Origin of the sequence: Ruminococcus sp. AF17-12 (assembly GCF_003479245.1) — a bacterium.
Classification (GTDB): Bacteria; Bacillota; Clostridia; order Lachnospirales; family Lachnospiraceae; genus Blautia_A; species Blautia_A fusiformis.
Map to the genome: position 1 here is coordinate 221,133 of NZ_QUGY01000001.1, position 21,692 is coordinate 242,824.

Below are 21,692 nucleotides of genomic sequence, written 5' to 3' on the forward strand. Positions count from 1 at the left end.
CACCCCTTTACTCGCTTTCGTCCTCGTCCTCTTCCTCGTCCATCTCTTCCAGTATCTGTGATGTGGTATCTTTGTCTATTTTCAATGGGTCATATTCCGACAACTCCTCCAATGTTTGAAAAATTTCTCTTTCCAGAATGTCCAGAATGACATTCACATCATCCTCTGACACGATCAGAGGTGCGACCTTCTGCGGAACGGACAAAAGCCTGTTCTTGAAATTCACAAGCATATCTGTCAGAAACTCCTCCACATCGTCTGCCTCATGAAGCTCTCTTTTCAGCTTCCGCAGCTTCAGGATTGAGATTTTCTTCTTGATCTGCTCGTGCTCGGCCTGTTCCTTTTCTTTGTTGTAGCCTGTACCCTGCTGCACTTCCGCTTCCAGCTTGTAATTGATGTATTCAGGGACGCATTTTTCCAAAACATAGTTTTTTTGTTTCTTTTCACTCGACAAACCCTTTGAAAACAAGCCGAACTCGTTCTTTAATTGCCGGACACGACGGTCTGTGATGCCTAAAATGGCGGCGAGTTCTTTCTGATTTACATCCATTTTCTGATTTTCACCTCCATTTCAGCGGCAAAAGAGGAAGGAAGTGCCGTATTTTTTTTGACTTTACAGGCAAAAATACCGGACCTTCCGCGCCCCGCATTCGTGGCCCCCCTGTGGAAGTACCTTGCGCCCTGCCGCCATCGTTGCAGCAGTCGCAGGACACAAAAACAGGGAGATCACCTCGTCAGTGTCTCCCTGTGCTCTCGCTCTTGTACTATGTGGTGCGGTCACGTTGCTTCGCTCTCACTCGTCCGCTTGTCCATGCTACCATCATAGCACACTTGAATGTCTCATTGTGTCTCATGTTTCTCTCTGCCCTGCCTCTGCTCCCTGTCGTGTCTGTCCACTCTGCTCCTCCTGTGTGTCCTTGCCGCCCTCTCGCGCCTCCTGCCGCCGCCTCCGTCTCCTCTGCTGTCTCTGCTCTCCTGTCCTTCTGTACTGGCTCTCACTGCCTCCGTGCGCTCCACTGCCTGTCCTCTGCCTCTGGTTTCTCTTGTCTGTCCTGCTATGTATGTACTGCTGCCGATGCTCCTGCTCTGATCTCCTGCGTGTCAGAGTCTGACACCTGCATCTGCTCCGGCTCTCTGATCTGCTCCCGATCTGGCCATCTGATATTTCCAGAAAAGAAAACGGCAACGAATACCCCACCTTGTTTTTTCGTGGTTCTCCGCTGCCGTGAGATGGATGTGTTGTGACCTGCTCCATGCAGATGCGATGAATGCGGCTCCTGCTGCCGTGCGTTCATCATGTCCTCTGTGTCTTCATTCCCTTCTTCTTTCTGCGATCAATTCTGTCCGCATTGCTAACCGCTTTTACTTTCTGATTTTCCTGAAAATATTTTCCAGATTTGTTTCCCGACTCTATACCCCCACTTTGTTTTTCAGGGGATTTCTTCAGCATCTTCCATTCCTTGTCCAACTTCCAGTCCGTGTATGCTTCCTCGTTCTCCTCGATCATTCGCTCAATGCGTCCCTTATTCAGCAACATCTCAATCGCTTTGTTATATCTCTTGTTGCACTGGCTCCGTGACATCGGGATGCTCTCCTGAATATCCTTCCACGGTTTCATGTCGATGTGTCGCAATTCGCAGATTTCTCTTTCCAGACTATCCTGCGGCAGATAATCCAGAATGTCCATCACGCGGACGATTGCTTTCTCCACTTCTTCCTTCTGTGTGTAGATTCTCTCCTCGATGTCTGACATCTTCAGGATGATGCTTGCTGCTCCATTCCCTTCTCCTGAAGACGATCGTGGCAGTGGTCTATATCCGACACCACCGATCGGAGCGTCCCTCTCTTCCGCAATCCTGACCAGCCTCTCGTCAAGCTGCTTCTTTCTCTTCTCTGCCCGGTAAATCTGGCCGAGCATCCATTTCAGGACATCCGCCTTCTCGTTGTTCGTTGCATCCATCTCTGTTACCTCCTGTTTGCTTTACTCTTTCTTTGCCGCCTCTTCTGACGCTTTTCTTCTCTCCTTGCCTGCATTTCCCTGATTGCCTGAATCTGTTCTTCGTCTGCCCTCTTCTGCTCCTCTGTGTACTCTCTTCTTGTCCTGCCGTCCTTTAGCTGGTAATGGAAGTACAGGGCCATCCCGACGATGTACAGTGCCAGTGCTGCGACTGCCAGAAGAATCAGAATGAGCACTCCCCAGCACACTGCTTTTATCACGCTTCTTTTCCTCCTTTCGTTTCTTCTCCCTCTGTTTCTCCTCATGTGTCAGATGCCCGACAGCACAACTCGCCGTCGGGTCTGAATATCCTTCATGATTCTTTCCTGTTCTCACTCCTTCTCCTCCTCTGGTTCCGTTCTGCTCGCAGTAACTGCTGCCGTCTCACCATCGGAATCCCTTTTCGTCTCCGGCTGTTGTTGGTCATGAGTATTTTCATGAGTCTCTGTGCTTTGACGAGTTCAGTTGTGATAATCCTGCTGCTGTCAATGATGTTCTGCTCCAACTGCTCCGCCGTCCATCCGGTTTCCTGTTCCAGTTCCTGAACTGTCATTCCTTTCGCTTCCGCCCATCTCTGAACGAACGGAGTGTCTGACTCTTCTTTCGTCTCTGCTGCAACCTCTGCCTGCAACTCCATTCTTTCGCGTACCTGTTCGGTTGCTTCTTCCAGTGATGCAGATGTCTCTGTTGTGACCTTCAGGATTGCTTCTGCCACTTCTTCGTGTGGCTTCCCTGTCATCTCTGCGATCTGCTTTGAACCTGCCTCGAATCTTTTCAGACGTTCCATTTCTGCCTGCGAGGTAACAACCGGGGCCATGAGTGCTGATTTCTTTTCCATCTCCTCGATTTCCCTGTCCATTTTCTTTGCCCTCTCGATGTCTTCCTCTGTTGCGATCATCGGTGTCAGAACAGGAGTCTCCTCTGCTTTCTTTCCTGTGATTTTCTCTTTAATCCACTTTGCTGCGTCTCTCAATCTCATCTCTTCACCTTCTTTCTCGCCCTTTAGTTGAAAGGCGGTAACTCTTCGCCGTCTGGAATGTTCATGAATCCGTCATCACCTGTCATTCCGTACTGATCGTCGTTCCGGTTCTGGTTCTGTTCTGCTGCCGCCTTGCTTTCTGCGAACTCAATGTCACTGACATAGATTTCTGTGGTGTACACCTTTCTCCCTTCCCGGTTCGTGTAGCTTCCTGTTCGGATTTCTCCCTCGACGATCACCTTTGTTCCCTTGTGCGTGTATTTCTCCACAAACTCCGCCTTCTTCCCGAAGGCAACGCACGGAATGAAGTCTGCGTTCTGCTGATTTCCCTGTCTCTGTCCTCTTCTGTCCACGGCGAGCCTAAATCTTCCCACCGCTGTCTGCTCCGGTCCGTTTGAATACCGGATTTCCGGCTCCCTTGTCAGGCGGCCCATCAAAATTGCTTTGTTCATCATCTTCTCCTTGCTATTTTCTTGAAAAACTCGCTGATGTCATTGATTGCCATTTTCAACACGGTCATAATCGTGACCAGAACGATGATTCCGATCACGATTGCGACTCCTAACATGAACAGGCCAACCACTGCCGACACGCTTGCTCTTGCGATGTCCTCCATCAGTAGTGCCAGCTTGTGCATCTCATTCCCTCCTCTCCATTAGCTTTTTCAGCAGTTGTTCGTGCATTGCTTTATATGCAGAGCACTCCGCCTCTGATCGGATTGTGCTCTCCTGCTGCTTTTTCAGTTCTTCTCGAAGCATCTGGTTCTCTTCGGCCATTTTCTCCGATTCTTCCTTGCTTCTGTCCTTCACGCTGCTCTGAATCTGCTGTTCAGATTTCCGTGAGGCCCCCCCCGATTGATTTTCGGCTCCTTCCAGTTTGATGCCGAGTCCGATCAGGAGCGCAATGTCAATCTGCTCCATTTCCTTCTCTGATGCCTTACCGACGAAGTTGTTGATTCTCTCCACAGACACCGGAGTCGGCTGTTCGCATAATGCCTCTGACTTTCTTCCGGTGCTCCTGATCGTAACGTGCGTCGGAAGGTCTTTCTTCGGTGCTGATGTCAGGAAAACCACTTCGAGCACATCGCTGTGCTTGTTGTTCGCATCGCAGGAGACGATCACCGCAGGTCTGTCCTTTTTCATCTCACTTCCGACGTGTTCCTTGCTTGCGTTGTTGATGTAATAGATTTCGCCTCTTCTGTACTGCTGCTCTGTCTCTGTTTCTTTGAATCCGTTTAATAGTGCCATGTCAATTCCTCCCTTTAGTTCGTCAGATTGCTTTCCCCCGACGGAAGCAACAATTTTAACAGTTTCTCTTCCTTCTCGTTCTGCTCTTGTGAACCTTTAAGCATCGCCGCCATGTAACTGGTTGTCAGTTGCAGTGACAGGCCGATGTCTCCGCCTGTCTGCTTCATAAATTGCTGAAATGCCATGAAGTGCATCTTCACTGCCCCTTCCATTGCTTCCAACATCTCTTCGTCACTCATTTTCTTCGCCATTGTCTTCCTGCTCCTCTCTGTATGGTTCCGGTAATGGCTGCCATGCGATAATTCTCAAATCTCTCCAACCGCTCGAACCATTCACGAACTCTGACCACTCGCCTCTCCATGCGCAACTGATACCTACCGTCTGGAATAATCTCTGATAGTTCCCGAACCGGAAATACTCAAACCACACGAGCACATCTTCGCCTTCCTCCGGCATCCGGTCTTCTGATCGAATCCATCCGCCTCTGTACTCCGGTGCTGTCTCGATCTCTTTTCCGTCTTCTCTGAACCGTTCCTTTCCTATCCGGTTGTACTCATCGAATATCCTCTGGAACTCCTCGTCCCATCTTTCTCCGAGGCCTGCTCCCTCGCCTGCTGCCACATGAGCCAGTTCATGTGCGAATATCTCCGTCGCGTCCATGATGTTCAATTCTGCGCTGATTGCGATGACTGGTGTCTCTCCTTTGCTGAACTGCGTGAACCCGAACACTCGGTTTCCTTCATCGTCTTTTATGCTCGGTCCAATGCAGGCTTTGTATTTCTTGTCTGGATAGAGGCTCCGAAAAGCCTCATCCAGAATCGCGAATGGTGAATTTATAAAAATCATGTTTTCCTCCTTACTGCTGCATATTCGTCCATGTTCCTGTCCTCACTTTTTCTTCAGTGGTGAAATCGTACCTTCTTTCCAGACGCTGTTGTTCGGCTCTTTCATCCACTGCGGAGATAATAGCTCGCAATACTCTCTCAACACGTTCACCGCGTCCTCTGATGTGTAGCAGGTTGCGACGTAGTGTCCGACTGCTGCCATATCGGTCAGGAACTCTTTCTGCGACTTCTGGTGCTTTCCGTCTCCGAACTTCATCTCGATGTACAATCCGCAGTAAATTCCTTTTGGGTACGGCAGGCAGAGATCGGAGACACCTGCCTTCACTCCCATCTGCTTCAGCTTGACCGCCTCTGCCTTGTTTCTGCTGCCTCCGTTTGGTATGTGATGCAGCCACTTCAGTTCCGGGTACTGTCTCTCGTTCCAAGCCGCCCACGATGTCACGTTGATCTGCTCCGTGTCCTCGCTTCGCTTTGCGTATCTCAAATTCATCTCTGTTTTTCCTCTCTTTCATCCTGTACTGCTGCCGCGATCTCTTTCTCATCCAGATCGGACTCGTTGCTGATCTCAATGCAGAAGATCGGCTGCCCTCCGTCCGTGATTCCGAACATCTCTCCGTCATACTTCTTCCGTTCCTTCGGATTCGCCGCAATGACCACCACTTCGGATTCTGCATCGAACCCCTGAAGGTACTCAATCAACTCTTTCGTCTTCATCTCTTCTTCCCTCCTGTCAGGAGTTCCATGTCCTGAAGAACATCTCCGGTCACTCCCATTCGCTTCATCCGGTCAAATACTGTCTCTTTCTTCAGTCCCAGCTTCCAGAGGAGCCAGTCTTTCAGACCTTCTTTGTCGGTATAGTATCTTGTCCAGATTCCTTTTCGGTCCCTGATGACCATTCTGGCCGTCTCTCTGCTGATGCGTTTATACTCTTCCTGCTCCGGTGTGAGTCCCTTGCGCTTCAGTTCTGCAAGCACGGTATTGATGCAGTATGCCTCAACCTTTCCGATTCCTGCTGCGTTCAAGATACTCGCCTTCGCATCTTTCAATGCGGTCTGTGCAGCTTTTTCGCTCTTTCTCTTCATCGCTGCGTATGTGATCGGCTCCGGTGTCAGGTACTTCGCCGCATCTGCTTTCAGCACATATCCCTCTTTCACTGCTTTTCCTCCTTTGCTTCCTTCGTCTCCTGTTTCAGTTCCTGCGCCCTTTTCAGAATGGCTCTGTTGTATTCGTACTCATGCACCCCATAGGCCCATAGATTTTTCTGTGCTCCCCGGAGTCCGTAGTTATACGCGGCCAGAACGTCATATGGTAACTGCTCCGCCGGAACTGTTCCCTTCAGCTTCTCCTGAAGTTCTGACAGGATGTCCACCCCGACTCTCACGTTCTGGAACGGTTGCGTCAGGTCCGTGCAGTTCAGTTCTTCCATGCGCTCCTGCTGCCATTTCTCTGCGATCTGCATGAGTCCGACAGATGCTCCGCCGCCTCCGTCAGCGTTCCACACGCACTTGCTCTCCCTTTCGATCAGGGCAAACACCATCTCATAATCCACATCGTTCTGCTCGCAGATGATGTATGTGTACACCTGCATGATGACAGGGAACTGACCGCCTGCTTTCTTGCACTCTTCAGTTATTTCGTGATAGTAGAATCCTTCCACCTGATCTCCGCTCCAATCCTGCGACATCGTGTTGTATGGGTATTCATACTGACCATAGATGTCGCAACCATATTCCTGCTGCATCCGCAGTTCCTGTCTGGTCTGTTCTTCCTTCATCGCCATCACCTGTGCATTGATCTCTTTCTCTCTTCCGCACCTTGCGATGCTCACCGCAACTCCGGTCAAGAGCACGACTGCTGCCACTCTCTTCCAGTTAATCCCTCTTGCGAGTGCTCTTGCGATTCTGACCGCCTTTCTTCGCCTTGCTCTTCTTCGTCTTCTCACTCTTCTTCCCTCCTTTCTCCTCCTGCTGTTTTCTCATTCGAGCATATATGTAATACTGGCCGTTCCACTTGTTGTACTTGATCACTGATTCCGTGTACTCATAACCCTCTGATGCGTACCACTTGTTCAGATGCTCCTGCACTGGAAGTATACCGTTGACCATCTTGTCCACATGGCTCTGCTTTGTTTTGTAATGATTCTTGTGTTCATCCGGTTTCTTCAGGTTCTTCGATGGAGTCCAAATTTTTTGATATTTTCCTTCTTCGGAGTCCTTCCCCTTGCCCTTCGGCTTTGACACATATTTCGCCATCCCCACGAGGCCGTTTTCGTCTTTCTGAAGGCGGCGAACCTGATTCCTCTTTCCGTATGTCCAGAGACTTTCCACTGTGTCCATGTCCATGTCTCCGTCGAGTACGATGTGATGATGCCATCTGCCTTTGTCTCCTTGCTCCGTAACATACACATACCGAGCGTTCGGAAGACCTCTCTTCTTTCTCTGGTAGTTCAGGCGGCGGATGTAGTTCTGCATATGGCTCTTCGCCACTTTCATGCTTGCAGGTGTGTACTCTGCTGAATAGGTGAACGTGGCCCATATGTCTCTGTCACCAAAGTTCTCATTGATGACCCTCTCACACTGCTTCCTGCTGTTCTTCTCATTTAGGTTCCTCTGTGCCTGTCTATCCTTCTTCCTTCTGCCCTCCTCTGGAATCTCTTCGACTCTCTTTCTGGTGAACTCTGGATATATCTCGACTTCCAACTGCTCCCCTGCTTTGATTTCCTTTGTGGCATACACATACTTGATCTTCTTTCCATCCATCATCCTCTTGATGATGTCCTCTTCCAGATTCTCAATCTGTTTCTGATATGCCTCTTCATAGTCATACTCTACATAGACATTCTTCTTTCTCCGTCTCCTGCTCTGCTCCATCCTGAATCACCTCTGTCACTTCTCTTTATCGTTGAAGTGTTACTATCCATTACAAGTCCGCCGAACCGCTTCGGGACGCTTGTTTTGATTGACTTTTCAGGCCGTTCGCAGTACAATAATACCGAGATGTGTGTTGACCTGAACGTCAACGAATCGCCTTCGGAAGCCCGCAAGCAATTCCGAAGGCTTTTTCATTTCATGCACTTCTTTTTTCTTCTTTCTCTGTCTTTCTGGTTACACTTGTCAATTTCACTTTTGCTGAATCTTCCCTGCTGTTGACGATCATTGCGATCGCAGCGAATACCTTCAGCGCATCCGGTTGTGTTCTTACTGCCATGAGTTTCCCTCCTCTGCTGCTCTCTTGATCTGTTCCTGCCATGTTTCTCCTGTATCCACGATTTCAAACTCTTTACTCGGCAGGCTGTTCAGATGGACCATCTGCCTGCATACAGGGCATTCATGCCAATCGTCAAAAGGCTGTCTGTTCACCATCGTTATACTTCCACAGCTTCTGCATCCGAATATCCACATTCTCACTGTTTCGTGCTTCTTTGCTCTGTTCAACTGCATTGCAAAGTCATCGAGTTCGTCCAGTTGTTTCTTCCGTCTTTCGATGGCTTCTTCCTGTCTGTTGTACGGCCCTCCGCATCCCCAGTATTCCATTGTGCCTCTCAATTTCTCCTCGAACTCTTCTATCTCTCCTCGAAGAACTTCTCTCTGGTGCTCAATGATTGTGTTCACTCTGTCTTTAATGTTCATTGCTCTCATGTACTATTCCTCATTCCACGCCGATATAATTCAGGACTTTCTCGATCATCAGGTCATAGAACTGTTCAATCACATCCTGAAGAACAAATTCTCTGTTGTCTGTGTCTGTCACACCTATCTCGTCCCAGTCTCCCTCCATTCCGATCTGTTCTCGCATTTCCTCGAAGGTTTCCTGAACGATCTCCTGCGTTCCAGAATACTCACATCCTCTCGACAGTTCTTCTCGCAGTCTTTCATCCGCTCTGATTCTTCTTTCCTCTTCGCAAGTTGACTTCACGGTCTTTGTGATCGGCTGGTCTTTTGGCTGTGGTTTGGTTGTAGTTGCTGCGGAGCCGTTCAGAATCTTGTTGATCTCTGCCTGAATGACTGCCGGGTCATATCCTGCCGCCTTCAGAGCGTTCTTTCTTGCATCTCCATTTCCCCACTGACCTGCGATGACCTCATGAGCCACTGTCGAAGTGCTCTTGCCCGGTGTCTGAACCGGATGACTCTGTGCTGCATCGGAGTCATACTTCGGAGTGATGAAGCTTCTCACTCGTCTTCTTGCCATATTGCGTTCGCCTCCTTTTTGCAATCTCTTTCCATGTAATAGTCATACAGGAACTCTTTCTGTGCCTTTGTGTACTCTTTGACCGGATTCTTTGTCGGAAAAGCAATTCCTCGACTCGGATTGTGTAAGAGAACCCACCCTCTTTCGACGAGCCAGTCTCCTGCTCCGATCAGGCCGACATTGCATTTTGTCTGCAAGTCAATGTCTCCGTTCATTGCTTCCTCCGGGAATTTTTCGCTCATGTAATTCTGCGCCCATTCCTGATGCGCTCCCCATTCCACTCCATGAAAAGTTCCGTCCGGCTCTAACCATCCATAATCCTCTGTGGTGTGATTTTCTTCATCCATCATTCGTTTCGTGAAACTGTCGAGTGAATCCTGCTGTCTATCCTCCGCAGTCTCTTCTCCGAGTTCCTTTCTGATTTCTCTCTGTGTACTTTCCGATATGTGGGCCATTGCTACGTCCCACCGTTCAATCATCCTCCGCAGGTCCTTCTCTGCTTTCTTCCGTCTTTCGACTTCTTTCCAGATGTTCATGCTCTGCGGCATCTGCTCTTCTTCTCCCGGTTCATATGTTTCAAGATGATATGTACCTGCTGCCGTGCTCCCCTTCAGGGCGGCGCGACCGATCAGAATGTCCTCTGCATATCTTCTGATCTGCGCCTCCGGTGTGTCTGTTCCGGTCATGCTATCCATCAGAATCTCAATGACTTTCTCATGGCTCTTTTCTCCGGTATAAAACCATTCTCTCGCAAGCTGCGTGATGAACTCTCCGTGAATATCGAATGAAATTCTTCTCACTATTGGTCCGTTGCTCACCTTTGTTTCTCCTTTTCTCTGACTTCATTCAGGATTATTTTTCGGAAGATGCTTTCAAAGATTGGAACTGCAATGCTGTTCCCTGCCTGCTTATATAATGCCGTGTAGTATCTCCCTTTCTTCTGCTGTGCTTTCTTTGCTCTCTCGAAGTCCTCGTCCGTGTAGCCTTGCAACCGCCAGCACTCCAACTCCGTCAGGTATCTGTATCTTCCCTTTCCGCAGTCAATCACCTGCGCTGGTGTTCTATCCTGCCGAGTCGTGATCGTGAAGGCATAGTCTTCGATGACCGTTGCTCTTCTTACGCTCCCAGTCACTCCGATCACCTCTCTCACGGATGGCTGTGTCACATCGTACACTTCCGGCACTTCTTCGTTCTTTTCCAGAAACTCATCAATGCTCCGCATCGGTGTCCGAATCAGTTCGTCGAACTGAAACTTCTCTCCTCCGAGGACGGATATTGTGAACACTCTTTCTCTGGCCTGCGGCAGTCCGAACTCTCTGGCATCCAGTACCTCATAGTTATTCGTGTACCCCATGCGCTCCATCTCTTTCTGATACCGGATGAAGTTTGCGATCATGTGTCGGCTCGTTACATTTCGCACATTCTCCCATATCACGTATTTTGGTTTCCACTTTCCCATCTGCTCGATGATATGTATTGTCTCCCACATCAGGCTCGACCGTGTTCCGCTTCCCTGATCGGCTCCTTTGCCTCTGTTGACTCTTCCGTCCTCTGCCTTTGCTTTTCCCTGATGTCCTGCAATGCTCATGTCCTGACATGGACTTCCGTGAATCAGGATGTCTGGCTTCAGATTCCACCCGACAACGCTCTGCGTCTTGTACGGCAATTCCTCTGCGAACATCGAATTGTATGACCTCACGGCTTTCTCATCTATCTCCACATAGTCAATCGCCTTTGTCGGGATGCCGAGGTTGCGGAGCGCGCATCGCGGACTCCCTATTCCTCCGAACAGTTCCAGAATTTGCACTGGCCGCTGTTCATTAAACATCTGTATCACCTTCTTTCTGGCAAGCGTTCTCACCGTGTCTGCCTTTTCGCCTTAAAAAGTGCTAAAACCTGTTATCCATCCATACAGTGTTCTGGCAGACTGTACGCGCCGCCATGTTTTCACGATGCTCCGATAATGTCTTTCGGCTTGCCATCATCAGTGAACACGTTGCCGTCGTGTTCAGACAGGGCGGATGCCCTGTTTCGGCTTTTATTACATATCAAGCAATTCTTTCAGGAGTTCTGCTGTCCACTCTGTCAGTTTCTTTCCTGATTCCAGATACTGTTTCAATGCTTCTCTCTGTTCTTTCATTTCCTCCCGTGCCGGAAGCTCTGCCGTTTTACTTCCCTGCTCTATCGCTTTGAAAATCGCATACAGCACGATCAGGCAATCTTCTTTGCATTCGTACTCGGCAATTTCTTCGGCGCATCCGTCAAACACCTGAATCGTGTGTCTGATCTCTTCTTTCTTCCCCTTCTTAAAGTTCTCTTCCTCATATCCGATTCCCTCAATGTGACCTTGCATATTGAAAATCCTTGTTTTGTCCTGTGATAAAATGAACATTCTATTCTCCTTTCTTTATCTTCCGGCGAATCTCGGAACGAAGAATCCGAAGTCCGTTGCCGGGAATCCTTTCTCTCTGTTGATGTTGTTCACGATTCCATAGAAATCATGGGCGAAATTGAAGTCATCAGCATTTAGCCACTCGTCCAGACGCATATTGAACTTCTTATCTGCACTTTCAATGTCCATCATTCTGTCCACATCTTCATCCGGTTTCATCAGGCCCATCACCGTCGCTCTGACCATCACATCCGCATACTTGCTTTTACGTTTTCTTTCTTCTGTTTTCGCTGCTCTCTGTCTGAAATCTATCTTTTTCATCTTCCGGCCCTCCGTCTTTCTCTCTGGTCCAGCATCTCCATCACTTTTCTGTATCTGTTCCGGTTCTCTTTCTGCTTCTTGTACTCCTCTGCGAATCCATGTGCATCTTCTCCGGCGATAGTGGCTTCTGTCATCTGATCTGCTGCCCTCTCCATCTTTCCGATTGACTCTGCTTCCTTATCATAGGCCATGCAATACATCTCCTGAACCAGTTCTTCAGGAATCTCGTTTGCCTTTGCCTCTGCTCTCGTATTGCAAAGTTCCGTATTCAGTTCTGAAATGGTTGCTCCTCTCTTCTCGACGGTCTTCTTCAGGTCTTCAACCTCTTTCTTCAGGTCTTTGTTCTCTGTCTCTGCTTTGTCTGCTCTCTCCCACGCGATCTCTGCGCTTTTCTTCATGCTACACGCAGTATCTTCTCGAATGTTGTCCTCTGCCAGTTCCAGAACTCCCTCCATCGCGAATCCGACGTAACTGTTTTCTCCGAGTCCTTCCACGATCTTTCTGATCTTTTCGATTGCCTGTCTTTCCTGATCTTTCGTTGTCATGCCTGCTCCTCCTATATCTCATCAATAATTGACATCAAATCATCGCACTGTCTGTATGCTTCGTCGAGCATATCAATGTATTCCTCCATCTGCTGTCCCTTTTCTCCGTACTGAATACTTTCCGGGAGGTTGTCGTGAGCCTCCTGCTCATCATCCTTCACGCTCTCAATGATTCCCTGTGCCTTCGCAATCAGTTCAGATGCCTCCTGAAGCTGTTTCCTTCTGATCTTATTCATTCTCTTCTCTCCCTTCTTTCATGAGCCAGATGCTCTCATCCTCGCTGCACACTCCGAAGTATTCATCTGTTCTTGTGAAGAAAAATTCAATTCCATAAAACTGCTTGATTGCCAGTTTGAACACTTCCCATCTGTCCTGACAGCTTCTGCAAGTGTTGTCCCAGTATTTGAAGCCGAGTCCCTGATCTGGATTTCCGATTCCCGGTGTTGCTTTTCTTCTTTCGTCAAGGGCCTTGTCCCATGTGCGAATAGTTTCTTCTAATTCGCCGCCCATTTCTGTCTTCATGAATTTCTCTTTATTCAGTTTCATGTCTGTTCTCCTTATATGTACTCCCCGGCATTTCCGCCGGGGCCTGTTCTATGCAGTCAGTCCTGCCTGCTTTGCCATCTGCAATCCGATCATGATTCCTTTGACTTCACGCTTCTCGCCGCTGGTCAGCTGCTTCAGCAGTGAAATCATTTCCTCAATGTCTTCGGTTTGTTTCTTCAGTTCCTTGTTATCCATTTCAAGAGTTGCTGCTGCCATGTGTGTTCCTCCTTTCTTTATGCTGTCACTGGCTCGTAATCTTCGAGCAGTTCCTTCAGGTTCGCTTTTCTCCAACGATGGAGCCGTCTGTCTCCGGTGATGTTCTTCACTGGTTCCGGGAGCGGTTCGCCTGTAATGACGTTTCTTTCCCAGTACAGATACTGTTTTAATGAATTGTGATAGTGTCCATCATTATGCACTTCTATGTATTTGTTTGAGTTCCTTCGATTTCTGTATACCTGAATCGTTGTCACTGTTGTTGCCTCCTTTATGATGATGTGTGTTTCTCTGTGTCTTCAAGACATATTATAGTGTCTTAACTCCACTTTGTCAACATATTTTTGTGTCTTAATTCAACTTTTGTTATTGACCTTTTATTTTTTGCGTGGTATTGTTATAGAAGAAATACAGAAAGAGAGGTGAGCAACATGACGCAAGGCGAGCGTGTCCTTGAAATACGAAAAGCATTAGGTTTGACAATGGATAAATTCGGGGAAAAGTTGGGAGTTCAGAAGTCTGCGATTTCTAAAATAGAAAAAGATAAAGTCAACTTATCCGACCAGATGGTCAAACTGATCTGTCGAGAATACAATGTGAATTATGACTGGTTAATGGATGGAGAAGGTGATATGTTTTCCGATCTGCCGCAGACAGTTCTTGATGAACTCTGCTCGCAGTACGAACTGGATGACCTCGACCGATTCATCGTCGAGTTATATGTCGGACTTCCGAAGGATGTGAGGGATGGCATAAAAGCGAGGGCGAAGGACCTTATTCAGAAAAGGAATACTTCAGAAGAGGAAAAATAAAAAGGGAACCCATCTGGATTCCCTTCTCTTCGTGTCGGCTACTGATATATGTATATGTACTTGATAAACTCATATATTCTCTTCAGGAGAGTTTCAGAGTCTATCTTGTTCAGCAGTCCGATTATTTTCTGCCGAATATCCATTTTCATCGCCTCCTTTTGAAAATATTACCATTTTTTTCAGGCTTCGTGAATGGGTTCGGCTCCTGTTTCCGTAATTACGGAAATCGTTCTGTGATCTGCGTATCATCGCAGCTCCTGTGATATACTTATTTATATTCGGAGTCATAGAGAGCACTGATCTTCGTGTCAAGTGCAATCGCTATGGCTTCCAGTTGCCGGAGCGTCGGAGATGTCAGACCGTTCTCAATCGTATTTAGTGCCGTTTTGCTGATTCCGGTCATCTTTTCCAACTGCTTCAGTGTTACATTTTTTTCAGTCCTTGCCTGCCATGTTAGTATTTCCATCATTTCCTCCTTGTGGTGAACTATTATGTATTCATCCAAGAGGTTTGAAGGATGGCAAGGAAAAATTTTATGTGGGGTTTGCTATGAGAAAATATAATAAATGGGCCGCCTTGTTCGGCGGATGGTTTGGTCTTCATCGGTATCTTTCCGGTGAGATCGGAATGGGTCTGTTGTACACTTGCACCTGCGGCGGATTCTGTATCGGATGGATTCGAGATGTGTGCATCTCTTTTTCTTCCCGGTCTAATAATGAGTGGAGTCAATGGTCTGACGTATGCGGCGAAGCTGCTGAAGCGCGGAAACGTCGTGCGCTGAATGGTGAACTCACTCCTGTACATATTAACCCGAAGGCAAAAACAGGAACTTTCGCAGGTTCCGATGGTGGACAGTATCGCACCACTTTATCCGGCTGTACCTGCCCTGACTTCCAGAAAAGAAAAGTTCCTTGTAAGCATATGTATTATCTTGCCATAAAATGCAATATTGAAATCTAAACATAGAAAAAGACAGTCCCTGACAAGAACTGCCTTTCCCCATCGTTTCCTATGCAGCGCATTACTTCATAGAATACTGATTCGCAACCTTTATTCTACCACGAAGTTGTGCTGCTGCATAGCTTTATTTTTTTACGCTTTTTTACAGTAGAAAGAAGGTTTTTTATGAACAGTACATACTTCAGACCGCAACCGGAACTCTTCGGCCTGCGTGTTGTTAAATATATACGTTGTTCCCATGACGGTCAGGTCCTTCATGGTGACACTCTGGAAGCGCAGGACGCTCTCCTCGATGAGTTCATCAAAGTCAATCACATGATTCTTGTTGATACTTTCGTCGATGAGGCTCTGACTGCCCGGAAGAAATTCACACGAAGGAAAGAGTTCGTCCGTCTGCTCGATGGTGTCCGTGCTCACAACTTTGACATGATTCTTTTCACCAAACTCGACCGCTGGTTCCGTAACATCGGAGATTATCACAAGATTCAGGAAATACTTGAAGCGAACGGAGTTCAGTGGAAGGCGATCACTGAATCCTATGACACCACAACAACGAACGGCCGTCTTCACATCAACATCCGTCTGTCCGTAGCGCAGGACGAGTGCGACCGTGACAGTGATCGAATCAAAGATGTGTTTTCATACAAACTGAAGAACAAAACATATCTTTCCGGTTCTCTCCCTCGTGGCCTGAAGTTGGATGCAGAGAAGCACGTTGTCATTGACCCTGAATGGCATCAGTTCGCCCTTGATATGTTCGACCATTTTGAATCCACTTGCAGCAAGAGAGGGACGCAGTTATTCCTTCAGGAGAAATACGGCATCCGTGTTTGTTATGATACCGTCGTTCGTTATCTTCGGAACCCTCTTTTCATGGGTCAGTATCGTGATGACCCTGAATTTTGTGAGAAGACGATCAGTCGTGAGCGGTTTGAACATATACAGAATCTTGCGATCAGGAATGTCCGCATCCGTCACACTCAACAGTTTTATATTTTTTCCGGTCTTCTGATCTGTTCTTCGTGTAATCATTACATGACCGGAACTGTCACATATAGAACGCTTGCAGATGGAAAAGAAAAGACATATAAATCTTACAGATGCAATTTTAAAGCGCAGTCAAAACTTTGTGACCGTTCCAAGCATTACCGCGAAGAGTATGTCGAAGAATATATGCTTCAGCATATCCGCCCTGCTCTTTCCTCTTATGTTGCAGATTTTGAAGTCACTGCTGCCGCTGCTGCAAAAAAGGACCCTGCCATTGAAATTGCGAAAGTGGAACGTAAGATGAAGAAACTGTATGACCTTTTCATGGATGATCTGATTGACAAGGCTTCATACAGAAACGAATATGAGAAGTTTCAGTCGCAGATTGACAAATTGAGAAGTTGTCCTGCTGCTCCGGTTCGTAACCTTGACAGCATAAAGAAGATGCTTTCTGATGATTGGGAAACTGTGTATCATACTTTCAGCGATCAGGAGAAGAATGTGTTTTGGAAGTCCTTCGTGCAGTCAATCACTGTTCACGAGGACGGAGAAATGGATATTGTTTTTTTATGATCTTGTTTCTACTAACCACGCACCTCCTGTCGGCTCATCCGCCAAAATTATCGCCGGTCTTGTCACCAATGCCCTGGCTATCGCAGTTCTCTGTTTCTGTCCACCAGACAAAGCAGACGGCATCGCATCTTTCTTATCCTGCAGTCCGATTTTTTTGAGAATATCTTCCACTTCCCGCGGCTTTACCTTGCGATTATCAAGTCCCAGCGGAAGAACGATATTCTCCCACACATTCAGCGATGGAATCAGATTAAAATCCTGAAAGATAAATCCTATCTTCTTTCTTCGAAACTGTGCCAGTTTATCATCTTTTCGAGAATAGATATCGGTTCCATCAATCCATACTTTGCCGGAATCCGGTCTGTCAAGCCCTCCAATCAGATGCAGAAGTGTAGATTTTCCGGAGCCGGAACGTCCTACGATAGCTGTAAACTTGCCTCTCTCTATCTGTAAACTTGTATGATCCACGGCTCTCACCTGATTCTCGCCTTCTCCATAATACTTTACTAGATCTTCTACTTTTAAAATACTACTCATATCTTCAAGTCCCCTTTCCATTTCATACCCCTACTATAACATTCCTGCATTACAAAACCCTTACAACAACCATAACAGTTTTGTAAGGGTTCCGACTATTCTCCTATTATGAGCGGCAGTGTCACTTTAAATATCATACCTTTCTCAGCCTTTCTTTTGGCTGCTATTGTCCCCCCCTGTTCTTCTATGATCTTTCTGGCAAGATACAGACCGACACCCGCTCCGTCTTTTACCTGTTCCTTTGCTTTCCTTCCCCGGTAAAATCTCTGATAGATCTTATGCAGTTCCTCCGCAGGAATGCCCATTCCTTCATCTTCTACTTCAATAAGCACATTGCTTGCTAGCTCCTGCGTCCTCACTGTAATCGTTGTGTGCTCCGGTGAATATTTGACTGCATTCTCAAGGATATTCGTTAATGCTTCTACCGTCCATTTTGAATCATGGTTCACAACTATATCATCATCCATCTCCACCTGAATGGAAATATCTTTTCCTCTTGCCTTCATATAAATCTGACTGACAGCCTCTGTTAGCGTTTTCTTCAGGCTTTCATGAAGCGAATGTATCTGGATCATATGTGTTTCCAGCCTTGAAAGATTTACCAGTTCATTCAAGAGCTGTTCCAGTTTGGTAAGTTCCTGTGATTCCTGCTCCAGAAACTCCCTCTGTTCTTCTCCTGTAACCCGATTTTCTGCCACCAGCTCATGACTCATCCGGAGTGATGCAAGCGGAGTCTTCAACTGATGGGAAATATCTGTAATCAGACTCTTCGTACCATTTTCTTCCTGCTCCAGACGTTCCTTCAAATCTTCGAAATATTGCCCCAGCTCCTTTACAGATTCCCACACCTTTAACCATTGTTCCGATTCTGATGTTTCTTCAGGATATGTTTGGAATTTTCCTTTTCTGAATTCCTGCAGACATTCATATAATTGCTGTAATTGTTCCTCATCACCGTATCTGCTCCAGTTTTTTCTTCGGTCCAGGTACAAGAACAGGCCACATACTATGACTCCCACTAGTAATCCAATTCCCCAGATAATCCTTATAACCACATCTGAAGATCCACTCTCTGAGTGATAACCATAAGTTTCTTCCAGCATCTGTACGACTCTTTCTATCTTCTGATCGTCCCGGTCTCTTATAAAATCTACTGTTCCTGACTTTTCCCAGATTGCAACTATTTCCCCTTCCAGTTCAGGATGTTCTGCAAGGAGCAGTGCTATCTGCGTTGCTTTCGCATTTTCCTCATACTTTGTTATCAGATACATTCCTACTGTAAAAAATACTGCAAAGATTACATATACGATAAAATACCGTTTTAATTTTTGTTTACCTTTCCGGTCCATATATATCCCAGTCCTCTCACATTCGCTATCTCTTCTGTTCCAAGTTTATTCTTCAGTCTGCTTATATTGACAGTAACCGTATTATCATCGACAAATTGACCGTCTATATCCCATACATGCTCCAGGATACTTTCTTTTGAAACAATCTGTCCTGCATTCTCCCAGAGATACAGCAACAGAGAGAATTCTTTCTTACTTAAAGTAACTGGTTCATCCCCTTTATACACCTGCATCGTTTTCATATGCACCGTAATCTCTCCGGAAGACATAATCTGTGCCTGTACCTTAGAAAGCCGTCTCATCAATGCGTTCACCTTCGACACCAAAGCCATCAGTGAAAATGGTTTGGTAATATAATCATCTGCCCCTGTATCATAACCATTTACAATATCTATTTCCTGATCCAAAGCCGTAAGATAGATAAGATATGTATCTCCACCTGCACGTACCATCCTTCCAAAATCCAGTCCTGTACCATCCGGCAATGTAATATCGCTGATAACAAGAGCATAATCTCCTTTTTGAAATGCTTCTTTTGCTTCCTTTATTGTATAAACCTGACGAACCTCATACCCTTCCCGTGAAAGTAACAGGGCAATTCCCCGATTTAGATTCAAGTCATCCTCCAGTAATAATATTTTCTGCATCAAATACTCCACCTCTATTTGTAATAACCTGTTCTTTTATCATATCAGTCCTATCTTTTGTCTACAATAAAAATAAAATTAACATACATACTTTTCCTTCATATGTTCAAGGATTTCACCGGATACTGCTTCAGAAATCGATCAATCCATTTCTGATTGCTTCTCTGTAACATCCGAAGTCTGGATAAAAGCTGTAGACAACTGCAGCTCTATGTTACTAAAGTCCTATCCATCAATACAGGAGTTATAGAATGCCGTGAAGATACCGTCAAATTCCATTTCAATAATATGTAGGCTGTCCATTGTGTGCTCCAGATAAGTCAGTGTTCCTCTATCCAAATCTATACTCGGCTTTCCTAGTGAGTTTGCTATTACATCTGGATTTGTAATTCCAAACATCTCCTTTATATCCGGCATAAGATAATCCACGATATCCGGCAGCCTTTTCTCATACGCCTGTGCCAGTTCAACTGCATGCTTCTCATAATCGGAATGTATACTGTCACAGACAAATTCAATCCCGTTTATTTCCATCTTATAGTAATCATTATTCTCATCATAGACAAACGCTGTACCCTTACTTTTTTTATTTTTTTCCAAAATCCCCATGATATATCTACACTTTCCCGGTTCTTCCGCCATACACAGTCTAAAAAACTGTAACTTAATGCTTACGTTTGTAAAAAATAACTCCTGCCAAAATCAATAAAATAATTCCAACTACAATCATAAAAATAAAATTATCACCATTTAACTTCCCTGCTATGAAAATAGAAGTCGGGCCATCCGCACCACCAATAACAGAAACGGCTGTGTTTTCTTTCTGCTTCAGTACAATGCCAATGACTGCCAATACAATTCCTAAAATTCCGGCTATGATTCCCAATCGCTTTTTCATTGCTACCACCTCAAATCATTTTTATCTGCTCAATCAAATGTAAATTGTTATGCAAGTATTTCTATGCAAATGAAGCATAGATAACCCATATTTCTGCAAACATTACCAATAAAAGTACACCATCTATCATCCAATTAAACTGAATGTCCGTTAAGAAAGTTTTTGAATGTGTCAGGCAATATTTTACTTTTTCTCGTCCAGTCAAAAAAGTGATAAGCACTTGTAATATAGGAAATAAAAATATTTGTATTTTTCTTCCATAATCATCCGCAATCCCATTTGCAAAATGTACTGGAATAATACTCGGTAAGAAAAATATACTTACAAGAGCAAGCAAAAATCCTATTATACAAATTATCCATGTGAATTTTCTAGTATTGATAAATTTCATAACAATCCTTCTTTCTGCTAAATTCAAGTTTTTCCAATACATAACACGTACTTACATTATACTCCTCACCAATGCAAACCTCAATTTATTCTCCATCCTTTTTCCCGTTATTAAGCTTCGGGCAGTAAAATGCCTTTACTTCCACCCCATCTTCCTCCGACTCAATTTCCACATAATAATCCCGGATAAAGTATCCCGCATTATGCTCCTGAATGGCGTACAGCTCCAATGTCTGAAAATCCACCAGTACCAGATCACGGGGCTTGGGTTTTTGCGTTTCCTCACAGAATACCTCCATGCTTTCCACCAGCTTATCCAGGCATTCCTGACACAGATGGTTCTGTACTTTTTTCACATCGAAGATACTATCTTCCCCGTAATCCACCGATACTTCGGAAATCCCGTAATCCGACATCTGCTCCGTATGGAAAAAGCAGCCGCCTTCTCCTGTCCCGGTATAACCCATATGCCCGTTTCCCTGCGGGCCGGTAAGATTCCCGTCCTCATCATGATTCCGGATATGCATATCCATCACATACCAGTGATTGGTACAGATCACTCCCAGATCGTCAAACTTCCGGAAATAATCCATCATACTCCGTTCATCGCTTCCACACAGCCAGCACTGTTTTGGATCTTTCAGCTTGCTTTCTACTGATTCAGGCACCTTTCTTTCTACCGGGTGATATTCCTGCTCCTGTGTTTTTTCAAGATAACCTGTCAGATCCAGCCGGCTGATTCCCAGTCCGATCAGAATTCCTGACGCACATGCCAATAATCCCACATATCCCTTTTTCATATTATAGTCATCCTTTAAGAATTAGTTTTATAATGCTTTTAGGATTACTATATCAAATCTTGCAATCACTTTCATCATAAATCGCATATTTTTATGTGTTTTATTGCATATACAGCTTTCAAAAAAACTGCCTGCGGCAATTTCGCAGACAGCTTCTATTTCATCATCTCTTCAATTATCACATCCAGCATCCGAAGCACGCTTTCCTGCTTCTTCGGTGTGAGCCTTTCCAGCTTTCCTTCCACTACAGAAGTATGTTCCATTCTGGTAAGAGGAATCACTTCCTTCAGCACTTCATTCGGTTCCGCACCTAATACATTCAACAGCTTTACAAATGTTTCCATCGTAGGTGTTTTCACTTCCCGCTCAATCGCACCCAGATGGTTGGTACTGATATCCACCAGTTCAGCCAGTCTCTCCTGCGTAATTCCTGCCTCTTCCCTGTACCTGCGGATTGCCTTTCCCAT

General features: G+C 46.0%; 38 protein-coding genes and 1 pseudogene. 3 read left to right on the plus strand and 36 right to left on the minus strand.

Annotation, left to right across the window (positions count from 1 at the left end; all coding sequences use genetic code 11):
• Window positions 1-7 precede the first annotated feature (7 nt).
• From DWW77_RS01125 to DWW77_RS01245, 27 genes are all read right to left on the minus strand, one after another.
• Complete coding sequence (locus DWW77_RS01125; protein WP_004840208.1) at window positions 8-550, minus strand: hypothetical protein; 543 nt, start codon at window positions 548-550, stop codon at window positions 8-10.
• Between the two features lie 300 nt (window positions 551-850).
• On the minus strand, window positions 851-1,186 hold the full coding sequence (locus DWW77_RS17850; RefSeq protein ID WP_147419576.1) for a hypothetical protein: 336 nt from the start codon (window positions 1,184-1,186) through the stop codon (window positions 851-853).
• A 108-nt stretch (window positions 1,187-1,294) separates the two neighbouring features.
• Window positions 1,295-1,960, minus strand: a complete 666-nt coding sequence (locus DWW77_RS01135) for a hypothetical protein (RefSeq protein WP_118043609.1) — start codon at window positions 1,958-1,960, stop codon at window positions 1,295-1,297.
• Between the two features lie 5 nt (window positions 1,961-1,965).
• Window positions 1,966-2,217: a hypothetical protein gene (locus DWW77_RS01140; protein WP_118594667.1), complete on the minus strand. Its 252-nt coding sequence runs from the start codon at window positions 2,215-2,217 to the stop codon at window positions 1,966-1,968.
• A gap of 92 nt (window positions 2,218-2,309) precedes the next feature.
• Window positions 2,310-2,975, minus strand: coding sequence for a hypothetical protein (locus DWW77_RS01145; protein ID WP_118594666.1), 666 nt, complete (start codon window positions 2,973-2,975; stop codon window positions 2,310-2,312).
• Window positions 2,976-2,998: 23 nt separating this feature from the next.
• Window positions 2,999-3,427: a single-stranded DNA-binding protein gene (locus DWW77_RS01150; protein ID WP_118594665.1), complete on the minus strand. Its 429-nt coding sequence runs from the start codon at window positions 3,425-3,427 to the stop codon at window positions 2,999-3,001.
• Window positions 3,427-3,612 (minus strand): hypothetical protein, encoded by a 186-nt coding sequence (locus tag DWW77_RS01155; protein ID WP_004840201.1) that lies wholly within the window; start codon window positions 3,610-3,612, stop codon window positions 3,427-3,429. Before DWW77_RS01155 ends, DWW77_RS01150 begins: the two co-directional genes overlap by 1 nt.
• 1 nt (window position 3,613) lies before the next feature.
• A complete protein-coding gene (locus tag DWW77_RS01160; RefSeq protein WP_118607920.1) occupies window positions 3,614-4,222 on the minus strand; it encodes a type II toxin-antitoxin system PemK/MazF family toxin in 609 nt (202 codons plus the stop codon).
• 14 nt (window positions 4,223-4,236) lie between these two features.
• Complete coding sequence (locus tag DWW77_RS01165) at window positions 4,237-4,473, minus strand: hypothetical protein (protein ID WP_118607921.1); 237 nt, start codon at window positions 4,471-4,473, stop codon at window positions 4,237-4,239.
• Window positions 4,454-5,068 (minus strand): DUF551 domain-containing protein, encoded by a 615-nt coding sequence (locus tag DWW77_RS01170; protein WP_118594662.1) that lies wholly within the window; start codon window positions 5,066-5,068, stop codon window positions 4,454-4,456. Before DWW77_RS01170 ends, DWW77_RS01165 begins: the two co-directional genes overlap by 20 nt.
• A 42-nt stretch (window positions 5,069-5,110) precedes the next feature.
• Window positions 5,111-5,509, minus strand: a complete 399-nt coding sequence (locus DWW77_RS01175; protein ID WP_286187977.1) for a VRR-NUC domain-containing protein — start codon at window positions 5,507-5,509, stop codon at window positions 5,111-5,113.
• A gap of 44 nt (window positions 5,510-5,553) precedes the next feature.
• Complete coding sequence (locus DWW77_RS01180; RefSeq protein ID WP_118594656.1) at window positions 5,554-5,781, minus strand: hypothetical protein; 228 nt, start codon at window positions 5,779-5,781, stop codon at window positions 5,554-5,556.
• Complete coding sequence (locus DWW77_RS01185; RefSeq protein ID WP_118594655.1) at window positions 5,778-6,221, minus strand: hypothetical protein; 444 nt, start codon at window positions 6,219-6,221, stop codon at window positions 5,778-5,780. The genes DWW77_RS01180 and DWW77_RS01185 overlap by 4 nt, the downstream gene beginning before the upstream one ends.
• The gene (locus DWW77_RS01190; RefSeq protein ID WP_243037943.1) at window positions 6,218-7,009 is read right to left on the minus strand and encodes a lytic transglycosylase domain-containing protein; all 792 of its coding nucleotides are present in this window, start codon (window positions 7,007-7,009) and stop codon (window positions 6,218-6,220) included. Before DWW77_RS01190 ends, DWW77_RS01185 begins: the two co-directional genes overlap by 4 nt.
• On the minus strand, window positions 6,939-7,937 hold the full coding sequence (locus DWW77_RS01195; RefSeq protein ID WP_118043594.1) for a rolling circle replication-associated protein: 999 nt from the start codon (window positions 7,935-7,937) through the stop codon (window positions 6,939-6,941). Before DWW77_RS01195 ends, DWW77_RS01190 begins: the two co-directional genes overlap by 71 nt.
• 196 nt (window positions 7,938-8,133) lie before the next feature.
• The gene (locus DWW77_RS17885) at window positions 8,134-8,274 is read right to left on the minus strand and encodes a hypothetical protein (RefSeq protein ID WP_158578737.1); all 141 of its coding nucleotides are present in this window, start codon (window positions 8,272-8,274) and stop codon (window positions 8,134-8,136) included.
• Entirely contained in the window at window positions 8,265-8,705 is a 441-nt protein-coding gene (locus DWW77_RS01200) for a hypothetical protein (protein ID WP_118043593.1), read from the minus strand. The genes DWW77_RS17885 and DWW77_RS01200 overlap by 10 nt, the downstream gene beginning before the upstream one ends.
• A gap of 10 nt (window positions 8,706-8,715) precedes the next feature.
• Window positions 8,716-9,255 carry a hypothetical protein gene (locus DWW77_RS18225; protein ID WP_243037940.1) on the minus strand — a complete coding sequence of 180 codons (540 nt, stop codon included), beginning with the start codon at window positions 9,253-9,255 and terminating at the stop codon, window positions 8,716-8,718.
• Window positions 9,237-10,073, minus strand: coding sequence for a hypothetical protein (locus DWW77_RS01210; protein WP_118594653.1), 837 nt, complete (start codon window positions 10,071-10,073; stop codon window positions 9,237-9,239). The genes DWW77_RS18225 and DWW77_RS01210 overlap by 19 nt, the downstream gene beginning before the upstream one ends.
• Entirely contained in the window at window positions 10,070-11,083 is a 1,014-nt protein-coding gene (locus DWW77_RS01215; protein WP_118594652.1) for a DNA cytosine methyltransferase, read from the minus strand. Before DWW77_RS01215 ends, DWW77_RS01210 begins: the two co-directional genes overlap by 4 nt.
• Window positions 11,084-11,296: 213 nt before the next feature.
• A complete protein-coding gene (locus DWW77_RS01220) occupies window positions 11,297-11,647 on the minus strand; it encodes a hypothetical protein (RefSeq protein WP_118594651.1) in 351 nt (116 codons plus the stop codon).
• 15 nt (window positions 11,648-11,662) lie between these two features.
• Window positions 11,663-11,968: a DUF6874 family protein gene (locus DWW77_RS01225; protein WP_118043588.1), complete on the minus strand. Its 306-nt coding sequence runs from the start codon at window positions 11,966-11,968 to the stop codon at window positions 11,663-11,665.
• Entirely contained in the window at window positions 11,965-12,513 is a 549-nt protein-coding gene (locus tag DWW77_RS01230; RefSeq protein WP_118594650.1) for a hypothetical protein, read from the minus strand. The genes DWW77_RS01225 and DWW77_RS01230 overlap by 4 nt, the downstream gene beginning before the upstream one ends.
• An 11-nt stretch (window positions 12,514-12,524) precedes the next feature.
• Complete coding sequence (locus DWW77_RS01235) at window positions 12,525-12,749, minus strand: hypothetical protein (protein ID WP_118594649.1); 225 nt, start codon at window positions 12,747-12,749, stop codon at window positions 12,525-12,527.
• Window positions 12,742-13,059, minus strand: a complete 318-nt coding sequence (locus DWW77_RS01240; protein WP_118594648.1) for a hypothetical protein — start codon at window positions 13,057-13,059, stop codon at window positions 12,742-12,744. Before DWW77_RS01240 ends, DWW77_RS01235 begins: the two co-directional genes overlap by 8 nt.
• 48 nt (window positions 13,060-13,107) lie before the next feature.
• Window positions 13,108-13,275: a hypothetical protein gene (locus tag DWW77_RS17890; RefSeq protein WP_158578735.1), complete on the minus strand. Its 168-nt coding sequence runs from the start codon at window positions 13,273-13,275 to the stop codon at window positions 13,108-13,110.
• A gap of 17 nt (window positions 13,276-13,292) precedes the next feature.
• On the minus strand, window positions 13,293-13,529 hold the full coding sequence (locus DWW77_RS01245) for a hypothetical protein (RefSeq protein ID WP_004840176.1): 237 nt from the start codon (window positions 13,527-13,529) through the stop codon (window positions 13,293-13,295).
• A 174-nt stretch (window positions 13,530-13,703) separates the two neighbouring features.
• Here DWW77_RS01245 and DWW77_RS01250 point away from each other — a divergent pair, with 174 nt between their 5' ends.
• A complete protein-coding gene (locus tag DWW77_RS01250; RefSeq protein ID WP_118594647.1) occupies window positions 13,704-14,084 on the plus strand; it encodes a helix-turn-helix domain-containing protein in 381 nt (126 codons plus the stop codon).
• 268 nt (window positions 14,085-14,352) lie between these two features.
• Here the strand turns inward: DWW77_RS01250 and DWW77_RS01255 are convergent, their stop codons facing one another.
• A complete protein-coding gene (locus DWW77_RS01255) occupies window positions 14,353-14,550 on the minus strand; it encodes a helix-turn-helix domain-containing protein (RefSeq protein ID WP_118594646.1) in 198 nt (65 codons plus the stop codon).
• An 83-nt stretch (window positions 14,551-14,633) separates the two neighbouring features.
• On the opposite strand from DWW77_RS01255, the gene DWW77_RS01260 reads away from it, so the two are divergent.
• Complete coding sequence (locus DWW77_RS01260) at window positions 14,634-15,044, plus strand: NINE protein (RefSeq protein WP_199669499.1); 411 nt, start codon at window positions 14,634-14,636, stop codon at window positions 15,042-15,044.
• A 165-nt stretch (window positions 15,045-15,209) separates the two neighbouring features.
• Window positions 15,210-16,604, plus strand: coding sequence for a recombinase family protein (locus tag DWW77_RS01265; protein ID WP_118594645.1), 1,395 nt, complete (start codon window positions 15,210-15,212; stop codon window positions 16,602-16,604).
• Between the two features lie 24 nt (window positions 16,605-16,628).
• Here the strand turns inward: DWW77_RS01265 and DWW77_RS01270 are convergent.
• The 8 genes and pseudogenes from DWW77_RS01270 to DWW77_RS01305 form a co-directional block, all read right to left on the minus strand.
• Window positions 16,629-17,141: pseudogene (locus DWW77_RS01270) on the minus strand (ABC transporter ATP-binding protein); the annotation flags it as partial.
• A 95-nt stretch (window positions 17,142-17,236) separates the two neighbouring features.
• A complete protein-coding gene (locus tag DWW77_RS01275) occupies window positions 17,237-18,490 on the minus strand; it encodes a sensor histidine kinase (protein WP_118607922.1) in 1,254 nt (417 codons plus the stop codon).
• Window positions 18,463-19,137, minus strand: coding sequence for a response regulator transcription factor (locus tag DWW77_RS01280; protein WP_005333533.1), 675 nt, complete (start codon window positions 19,135-19,137; stop codon window positions 18,463-18,465). Before DWW77_RS01280 ends, DWW77_RS01275 begins: the two co-directional genes overlap by 28 nt.
• 225 nt (window positions 19,138-19,362) lie before the next feature.
• A complete protein-coding gene (locus tag DWW77_RS01285; protein ID WP_330383125.1) occupies window positions 19,363-19,737 on the minus strand; it encodes a hypothetical protein in 375 nt (124 codons plus the stop codon).
• Between the two features lie 64 nt (window positions 19,738-19,801).
• Entirely contained in the window at window positions 19,802-20,035 is a 234-nt protein-coding gene (locus DWW77_RS01290; RefSeq protein ID WP_005333531.1) for an LPXTG cell wall anchor domain-containing protein, read from the minus strand.
• Between the two features lie 61 nt (window positions 20,036-20,096).
• A complete protein-coding gene (locus DWW77_RS01295) occupies window positions 20,097-20,426 on the minus strand; it encodes a DUF1648 domain-containing protein (RefSeq protein ID WP_022415592.1) in 330 nt (109 codons plus the stop codon).
• Window positions 20,427-20,511: 85 nt separating this feature from the next.
• Entirely contained in the window at window positions 20,512-21,225 is a 714-nt protein-coding gene (locus DWW77_RS01300; protein ID WP_005333529.1) for a hypothetical protein, read from the minus strand.
• 155 nt (window positions 21,226-21,380) lie between these two features.
• A complete protein-coding gene (locus DWW77_RS01305) occupies window positions 21,381-21,692 on the minus strand; it encodes a helix-turn-helix domain-containing protein (RefSeq protein ID WP_179960461.1) in 312 nt (103 codons plus the stop codon).